The following is a 9,008-nucleotide window of genomic DNA, read 5'->3' on the forward strand; positions in this document are numbered from 1 at the left end:
ACAGCCAATAGTAACCTCATTCATACAAAAAGCAAGACCGTACGTCTTTAGAATCTCATGTTACCTAGACAGCATTATAGATATATTCTTCTCTCTAGAATTCGATACACCTAGCTCTGACAAGGAAGCTGTTAATAAGGCAATCCTCTCAATCAAGATGAATATTCTACACTCGTTACTGGCAACATTCTCCTGCTCATGTCAAGGATTGTTTGTGCAGAGTGGAACTCTGGTCCGTTCTCTGACTGAGGACTGCCTTGTCCTAGTAGATTTTTCGGAAAACGAGGGGCAAATAGAGAGATTCCTGAAAGGGAATTATTCCACCAGGTACCTTCTTTCGCGGGTTAAAGCTCATTTACCCCAAAATATCAGGGACTGGTACTCGTATTTTTCAGGGAATTTTACACATTTTGGACCGTTACACCCTGCTCCATATCTGCCTACAGGGTGCTATGCAGATAATGCTGTTCTGGTGCTAGTACTACAAAATATGGTTCGTGCAGTTGTAACCTTTCACACAGTTCTGGAGCGGATATATTTCAACCAGATACAAAGTCCTGTTCTCTGGAAACGAGAGACCACGAAGTCTGACCTTACATTCTGTGAGGACAGTTCAGTCTTTACATGGGCGGATGAACTGGGGAAGGAAATCGTCTACAATTTCCCCCCTGATGAACGAAAAGAAGGGTTCTTTTATGACCCACAGGATTATCGGACTAAATAGACCCATTCAAAGCGTCTCCTCCCCTTTCGCTCCTATCCTCTTCCCCTTGATAATGGAAAGAGACTACAGGGGATAGGGTTCGTACAGAACCAAAAAGAAACGGGAGAACTGAGAAGATGAATCCAACCTATGAAGACCTGATTGCCTTTCACGGCCACAGCTGTCCCGGGCTGGCAATCGGGTACCGGATGTCAAAGGCCGGGCTGGCCTTGCTGTCGGACTCCAGAGCGGCGGATGAGGAAATCGTGGCAATCGTGGAGAATGACGCCTGCGGAGTGGACGCCCTGCAGTGTCTCTCCGGCTGCACATTCGGCAAGGGTAACCTCATTTTCAGGGACTACGGGAAGCAGGTCTACACACTGTATAGTCGCAACTCCGGGAGAGGCGTGCGTGTTGTCTTCAACCCCCGCGGTGTTCCTGAGAATGCTCGCAAAGACAGAGACCAGTTCATCGACTGGCTGCTATCCGCGCCGGAAGACGACCTCGTGTCACTTAAGGAAGTGCGCATAGATGAGCCTGAGCCTGCCAGAATCGTGAAGTCCGTGCAATGTGCGTTCTGCGGTGAGAGTGTCATGGAAACCCGGACGAGAGACATAAGCGGCAAAACGGCATGCATCCCGTGTGCTGAGAAGGCGGCAAGCCAGGCCGGATGAAACCAAGGGGGAACACCCGCAACATAATAATGGGCCTGCAATAGTCCCCCAGCGCATAAGCATACGATACTAGTAGCCGGTGGAGCCTCTGGGTATCCGACCCGTGGTTATGGACTGAGAACGCAGCCGCTGCCCGAGTATCCGCTCGACAACCTTGCCGGTGTCGAGGATCTTGTCCACATCCAGCCCGTGCTCGATTCCCATTCCGTCCAGCATGACCACAAGGTCTTCAGTAGGGACAAGACCTGTTTGCATCGGGTCGGCGTAGTAATACGAGCCCGTACCGGGGACCGGAGTATCATCCACGAAGTTGGCCGGTTGACCACCGGTACCGCCAAAGCTGCTTTCGAACCGGACTATGCCTGCCTGCATGGCTGCCAGGACATTGGCCAGACCCCAGCCGCGCGTCATGTGATGATGGAAAACATGCTTCGAGGGGTCAGGCATTCTCTCCAGTACCTCGGTAAAATACCGGTAGACGCTGTCCGGTGTTGCCTGTCCGTCATGGTCGGCGTGCTCTATGTCATCAGCACCTGCCTCCAGAAACCTTTCGGCAAACTCCCATCCCAGATTCATCGGCATGGGCCCCTTGATTGGGCAGCCCCAGATAGTGCTCACACAACCGTTTATCTTCATCCCGTTGTCATGGATCAGTTCTACCCAATCCTTAACCCTCTTCCAGTGTTCGTCATGGGTCAGACCGGTGTTTCTCAGGTTGTGAGCTTCGCTGGTGGACATCATATTGAGAATCCGGTCAGGGCCGTACCCTTCCTGCCTGGCCTTCACCGCTTCCTTGATACCTCTGTCGGTAATTGTTACCGCCGTGATTTCAACGCCCTTCCTGGCCTCACTGTCAATCCGCCTCATCACTTCATGGGCATCGCGGAACTGGGGCAAGCGCCGTGGATTGGCGAAATTGGTCGCCTCCAAACGCTTGAAGCCGCAGTCGATAGCAGCGTGAACCATCCACACTTTGGCGTCGGTAGATATGAACTTCTCATGATGCTGGGCTCCTTCCCGGGGCACCAACTCGGATAAATCCACTTCTTTAGGCAGGTTCAACTCTTTCACGGGTCTCTTTCCTCCTGATTGTCATCAGACCGCAAAGCTATCGTCAGGCTGTTTTCTTCCACTGCGGCGGTCTTTTTTCCAGGAAGGCGCGCTGGCCTTCCATCCCGTCCTGGCTAACGGCAAGCAGGCTGGTTATCTCCGCGCCATACCTCGTTGCCTGGGTATATTCCATATTCAGCATGTTGTAGAAGGTCTTCTTGGCAACCTGCAGCGTCGTGGGGCTTTTACCGGTAATCTTCCCAGCCAGCTCCAGCGTGGCTTCTTCCAGCTTTTCGGCAGGCACAACCATGTTCACCAGGCCCAGTCGCTCCGCCGCGTGAGCGTCTATCCTGTCTCCGGTCAGGATAAGCTCCAAGCATTTCTTGGCACTGGCGGTATTGTACCCCAGAGCCGGGACTACCACAGATGGGAAAAGACCGACGTTTGCCTCAGGAAGCCCGAATATGGCATCTTCGGCAGCGACGACCAGGTCGCACCAGACGGCCAGACCGGTACCACCGGCAAGCGCAAAGCCATTCACTCCGGCAATGACCACCTTTCTCAGTGAGCGAATAGCGAGATACAGTCGAGGAGGACCATTGGATATCTCACGCTGCCTGGCGATATCGATTGCCGTCTCCGATGAGCCTTCCTCCAGGTCTCTACCGGCGCAGAAGACCCGCGGGTGAGTGCTCATGATGACAATAACGTTGACTTCGGGGGCAGCATCAAACTCCTGCAGAGCGTGGACTGCTTCGTCGATAAGTTCGGCATTCATGGCATTGCGTTTCTCAGGCCGGTTCAACCTGATAATGCCTACAGCGTCTTTCTGTTCTACCAGGATGGTATTGTAGCTCATGCGTTTCTCCTTCACTACTCGGTGAGTGTTTCGGTTACGTCTTCAACTCTTCGATATCCCGGTAGTATTCCAGCGACTCCGGGTTGGCCAGCGCATCCAGATTAGGCACAGGCTCATTGTGAATGACGTTTACGACCGCCTTTTCGACCTTCTTCATGTTGATTGTGTAGGGGATATCATCGACAGCAAGGACTTTGGCGGGAACGTGACGGGGCGTGGTGTTCCGCCTGATGGTGTCTCTTATCTTCTTGATAAGGTCCTCCGTTAAGGACACGCCCTCAGCCAGCTTCACAAACAGGACAACGCGGGTATCGTTTTCCCACCTTTGCCCCACGACAACACTATCCTCGACTTCGTCGAGGCCCTCTACCTGGCGATATATCTCGGCGGTGCCAATCCTGACCCCTCCCGGATTCAGTACTGCATCGGAGCGGCCGTAGATGATGGCACCGCCCCTTTCCGTGATTTCAATGTAATCTCCATGGGTCCATACGTTCGGGTAAACGTCAAAATAGGCGTTTCTGTATTTCTCATTACCTTCGTCGTTCCAGAAGCGGACAGGCATTGAAGGGGCGGGAGCGGTGCAGACCAGTTCTCCCTTCTGCCCCACCACTGAATTACCCTCCAGATCAAACGCCTGCACATTCATCCCAAGGCCCCGGCACTGAAGCTCTCCGGCATAGACCGGTGCGATGGGATTCCCGACAAGGAAGCAGCCGTTGATGTCAGTGCCACCCGAGATGGATGCCAGGAGTACGTTACTCTTGATGTCCCGGTATACAAACTCATAGCTCTCCGCCGATAAAGGAGAGCCCGTGGAGAGGAGTGCCTTCAAATGGCCCAGGTCATATTCCGTGCCCAGCTTCACACCGCGGTTCTCGATCTCGGCGAGGTACCTGGCGCTGGTACCGAAGATGGTCATCTTCTCTTCCTGGGCCAGCTTCCAGAGTACGCCTGCATCAGGATAGAACGGCGAACCGTCGAAGAGTACCACGGTAGCACCCAGTCCCAGGGAACATACCAGCCAGTTCCACATCATCCAGCCACAGGTGGTGAAGTAGAAGATGGTGTCTTCCCGCCTGACATCAGTATGGAGCTTCAACTCCTTCAACTGGTTGAGAAGTACACCGCCGGCCCCCTGGACCATGCACTTGGGCAGGCCAGTCGTTCCTGAGGTGTACATGATGTACAGGGGATGGTCAAAGGGGAGCTGTTCAAATGCAATCTCAAGTCCGCTCTCCCGCGACAGGAAGTCCTCATAGCCGATGGACTTTGGAACACGCCTGATGTCGGGTTCCTTCTCAGTATAGGGGACGACTACCACCCTCTCGACAGATGGGAGTTCTCTCAAGATATCGGCAACTCGTTCCAGGGAATTAAACACTTTGCCATTGTAGGAGTATCCATTAGCCGTAAAGAGGACCCTGGGCTCTACCTGCCGGAACCGGTCCAGCACACCCTTGATGCCGAAATCCGGGGAACAGGACGACCAGACAGCGCCAATACTGGTACTGGCCAGCATGGCGACAACCGTCTCTATCATATTCGGCATGAATCCGGCTATTCGGTCGCCGGGTTTGATGCCCATCTGCCGCAGAGACCGGGCCAGGCGGGCTACACTGTCATAGAGCTCCGCGTACGTTATCCTTACCGCCTCCTGGGCTTCCCCCTTGAAGACAAGGGCCGTCCGGTGGTCACGGTACCGGAGTAGGTTCTCCGCGAAGTTGAGTCGCGCGCCCCGGAACCATCTGGTGTACATCATATGCTCGGCGGGAACTATCACAGTATCGCAGGGTTCTGAAGCCCTTATCTCAACGTAATCCCACACCGAAGCCCAGAAATCAGCGGGACTGGCTACCGACCAGTCATACAGTTCATCGTAGGAGTGCAATCCTTTACCGTATCGTTTGCTGACGAAATCCATGAATCCGGTCATGTTGGTATTTCTCTTCCGCTCTTCTGACGGCTGCCATATCGGGGTTTTCATGGTCTGCTCCTGTGGCATCGCTACCGTACCTCCTGATAGTCTCGGACTTCACGGGAATCCTGAGCCTTGTTGAAAATGAGAAGGTAGTTCTCCAGCATCCTGCCGGGGTCTCACTCAAACCACCTGATTTTCTTTTCGTAAGTCTGCCGAGATATATAATGGTTGTCTATGGCCCACTTAGCCGTAGCTAATGCTTCTTCTTGCAGTGGTGACAAATCAATCCCTTGAGACAGATGCGCAATAATGGAATTATACAGAGTTTTCCGGTCTTTGACTATGCATTGCTTCATAAAAGCTGTTTGCAGTTGCCTCTTGTAGCTCTGGTACCACGTGGCCGCAAGCCCGACATCCGGATACCATTGCACTAAGATAAGAGTATTTGCTAAACTGGGATAGCATGTGGGCCGCTAGCTCAACTGGCAGAGCAGCTGACTCTTAATCAGCAGGTTGGAGGTTCGAGTCCTCCGCGGCTCAGTCTCAACCTCGTCCTCCGTTTCTAACATTCTTCTAACATCACCCTCTGGGGTGGCATTGCCCACCAGCAATGCGAGCGCCTGCTTATCGATTGCGCTCTCCAGTCTCTCCGCCGCCTTTTCCCTCAACCCGGGGACAATATGGGAATAGGTGTCGAGCGTCACAGCTATGCTGCTGTGTCCGAGCATCTCCTGAACCTTCTTTGGATGAACATCAAGGTGGAACAGAATCGTGGCAAAGCTGTGTCGCAAGTCATGAAAACGCATGTGGGGTAGACCTGCTCTGTCGATCACCTTAGCGTGTGTGTGGCTAACAGTGCTGGGGTCGAGAGGGCTACCATCGAAGTGGGCGAACACTAAGTCTGTGTCATTGAGCGGCATACCCAGCAGGATACGGTCCGCTTCCTGTTGCGTCCTGTGCCGATATAGGAGAGCGACCATGATCGGCGGCAACTCTACCTCGCGGCGGCTCTTGGAAGTCTTGAGTGGCACCATCTTGCAGACACCGCTACGCTTGTATAGGGACTGGACGACATTGATGACGGGCGGCTTCGTGTCCAAATGCACATTGCGCCAAGGCAATCCCAGGAGTTCACCCAGCCTCAGACCTGTAAACAGCGCGGTCACGTAAACCAAGTGGTACGACGTCTCCATGGAAGCCGCGAAGAACCTGTGTAGGTCCTCTAACCGTAAGGTGTTCATTGCATTACACTCGGGGCTGGGGAAATCCACGAGCTCGGCCACATTCCGCAGCACAAGCCCCTGCCTTACGGCGTGTTTCAGCGCCTCTGAGAGAATGCGGAGATGGTACTGGACGCATCGCTTGGATAGGCCGCCTTCCTTTCCGTCAAGGCGCCCACCTGCTAGTTTCTCAGCCTTGTATTTCTCTAGATGGGGCGCCGTGAGTTGGGCAGCCGGTATGTAACCAAGTAGAGGCCTGAGGTGGGAGTCAATGATATAGCGATAGCTGTCACGGGTGCTATCTCTCTTGAATTCCTTGGTCTTGTGCCAGTGGTCCAGCAGCTCTCCAGTGGTGATCCGGCTGGGCCGGACAAAGGTGCCGGTGTCCAACGCGTGTAGCCGCTGCGTGAGGAGGTGCTGGGCTTCTGTCTTGGTGTTGCTCGGAACCCGCTCCCAAACCTGCTTTCGCCTGTCTCCGTCTTTCGGCGCGTCATACACGATGTAAAGGTTGTTACCTTTCTTGACGATGCTGATGAGTTCAATTGGTACTGGGCTGGTATCCGTCGGGATATGTGCGCTTCTAGCTAACTCAGCAGTGCGCAGCATACAGCACATCTGCTGCAGCGTATCGTCCGACAACTCAGCCCTAGTTAACAGTTCTTGGAGTGCGCTGCCATGACTGTAAATTTCCTGGAAGTCCTTGGTCGAGTATCTCCTGGCTGGGTTTCCTATGCGGCCGACAAGCCATATGGAATCGAACTCACTACCGGTGATGATGACCCACCCGTTCTCTGGTAGATATGGCAGCATCTCCCTCAGAGTCATGTCAACTCCGACCAACCCACCTTGCCTTAAGGTCGGTGTCTCAAGTGGATTTTCGGATAGGACTGACAACTCATACGCAGTGCCTTGCTCTGCCCCTCGCACCGTGGTTGTGATATGGTTGTCATGTACCGACCATCCATCGGTCGGTACATATGGCCGGACAGCGAGTTCGATGGTGTTGCTTTTCGCAAGCCATGCTGTAGCATCTATTCTGATCCATCGTGATACTTGAGGGATGTCGAATTCACTCGCACGGATTATGCGATGACCGTCAGAGCCTACAAGCACTCTATATGCCAACGCGCCAGCTTCAAAGACCATACGAAGCCAACAGGAGGCACCCGGCCACGCGTCTATCCGGACACCTCCGTTCTCAAAATGCCGGATATCGTCAGAGGCAATTGTGGGGTCTATACATAGCAGGCTCAGGCCGATGTGCATTTCTGCTAACCGATTCTCTCTCGTCGCAGAATACAATCGGAAGTAGGTTGGCTCATGAGGCCCCCTGATCACATATGACCCGTCGGGAATCTCGGGCAGATGAATAACAGCGTCAGGCCTAGTTGTGTCTCCTGACAACTGCACTGAACCCACCACCGATTCCCTACCATCGTCTTCTCTTCTGAAAACGCTGATCGTCAATCCTTCGCTGGGAATGCCTCTCACAAGAACATCCGGTTTGCCGGATGACAGATACGACGGATATCGGTCGTCGTCTAAAGGGCGCCCGCCACACAGAGACACCTCCGGACGAATCAAGTCATTCACATCCGGTAGTGTTACCAAAGCCCCTGAATTCTCCAGTTCCTCTTCCATTCGGTCCAGAAGAATAGATGCTTCGCGGTATCCTAACTCAGTAACAACATCTCGCCCGATTGCCGACAGCACTGCTAATTGAACTCCGCCAATACTCATAGGGGACATTAGCTCGATGTCTGTAAAGAGCTCCGGAGCCCAGTTCGGTACTCCAGCACTGGTAACTAGGATGAAGCGTCTATTGGGACGCCATCGTCTTATGTATCGTCCACTACTGGCGTCAAACATCATGGCGCCTGAATGGCCATCGCCAAACGGGCACAATGGTCTGACAGGAATCTGCACGTTATCAATCCCGCTTCCAGTAAGTAACATTTCGCGTGACCATGGTACCGTGGCAATCTGCCACTCATGCGATTCGTACCGCGTTGTGGGACCAAGGCCTTGATGGCTGGTCTCAAGTCTGACCTTTGTGTCATCGCATCTGATCTCGACGGAGGTATATCGGTCAATCTTTCCGCTAGGAAGTACTAGATCAAGGCGAGGGGGATTGTCCTGGAAGCGGAAGTAGGGAGAAGCGATTGTCAAGCCCCCCTCTGCTTCGTCGGCGTGAACGCTTTCGGGAGGCCACGACCTAAGAATTAGCCTCTGTGAAAGCTCGGCAACCACCATTGCTAGTGCATCCGCTTCCCCTAGCAGCCTACGAAGCCTGCTGGGCAGGTGCGATTCCCGTCGCAGCAGAAGCCGCAGGAAAGAGAGGAATTCCTCCGGTTCAGCATACAGTATGTCGGGTGGCTGCTCTGACAAACCATAGCTTCCAACAACCGCGCGGGAAACCAGCTTTAGTTCTCCGTCGGTAAGTCCTGCGTGTGCGAGCGGCCACTTGATGTGAACGTAACCCTCTCTGGGCCTGTAAATGCCTAAGTCTCGGTGCATATTTCGCCATAGACTTGTGAGGTAGGGGCCAAGGTGATAGATACTCTCCATTCTACCTCGAACG

5 protein-coding genes and 1 tRNA gene are annotated in these 9,008 nt (G+C 53.6%); 3 read left to right on the plus strand and 3 right to left on the minus strand.

Annotated elements, in window-relative coordinates:
• Together VMW13_01995 and VMW13_02000 are read left to right on the plus strand one after the other, a co-directional pair.
• Window positions 1–724 (plus strand): hypothetical protein (locus VMW13_01995; protein ID HUV43580.1); only part of this gene is annotated, 724 nt, incomplete at its 5' end.
• Window positions 725–840: 116 nt separating this feature from the next.
• On the plus strand, window positions 841–1,377 hold the full coding sequence (locus tag VMW13_02000; protein HUV43581.1) for an FmdE family protein: 537 nt from the start codon (window positions 841–843) through the stop codon (window positions 1,375–1,377).
• A 69-nt stretch (window positions 1,378–1,446) separates the two neighbouring features.
• On the opposite strand, the gene VMW13_02005 is transcribed toward VMW13_02000, so the two are convergent.
• Genes VMW13_02005 through VMW13_02015 form a run of 3 tightly spaced genes read right to left on the minus strand, consistent with a single transcriptional unit; the run spans window position 1,447 to window position 5,291 of the window.
• Window positions 1,447–2,448, minus strand: a complete 1,002-nt coding sequence (locus VMW13_02005) for a hypothetical protein (protein ID HUV43582.1) — start codon at window positions 2,446–2,448, stop codon at window positions 1,447–1,449.
• 43 nt (window positions 2,449–2,491) lie between these two features.
• The gene (locus VMW13_02010) at window positions 2,492–3,286 is read right to left on the minus strand and encodes an enoyl-CoA hydratase/isomerase family protein (protein ID HUV43583.1); all 795 of its coding nucleotides are present in this window, start codon (window positions 3,284–3,286) and stop codon (window positions 2,492–2,494) included.
• A 34-nt stretch (window positions 3,287–3,320) separates the two neighbouring features.
• On the minus strand, window positions 3,321–5,291 hold the full coding sequence (locus VMW13_02015) for an acetoacetate--CoA ligase (protein HUV43584.1): 1,971 nt from the start codon (window positions 5,289–5,291) through the stop codon (window positions 3,321–3,323).
• Between the two features lie 383 nt (window positions 5,292–5,674).
• Here VMW13_02015 and VMW13_02020 point away from each other — a divergent pair.
• Window positions 5,675–5,747 (plus strand) — tRNA-Lys (locus VMW13_02020).
• Window positions 5,748–9,008: the final 3,261 nt, after the last annotated feature.

The organism is Dehalococcoidales bacterium (genome assembly GCA_035529395.1).
Taxonomy (GTDB): Bacteria; Chloroflexota; Dehalococcoidia; order Dehalococcoidales; family Fen-1064; genus DUES01.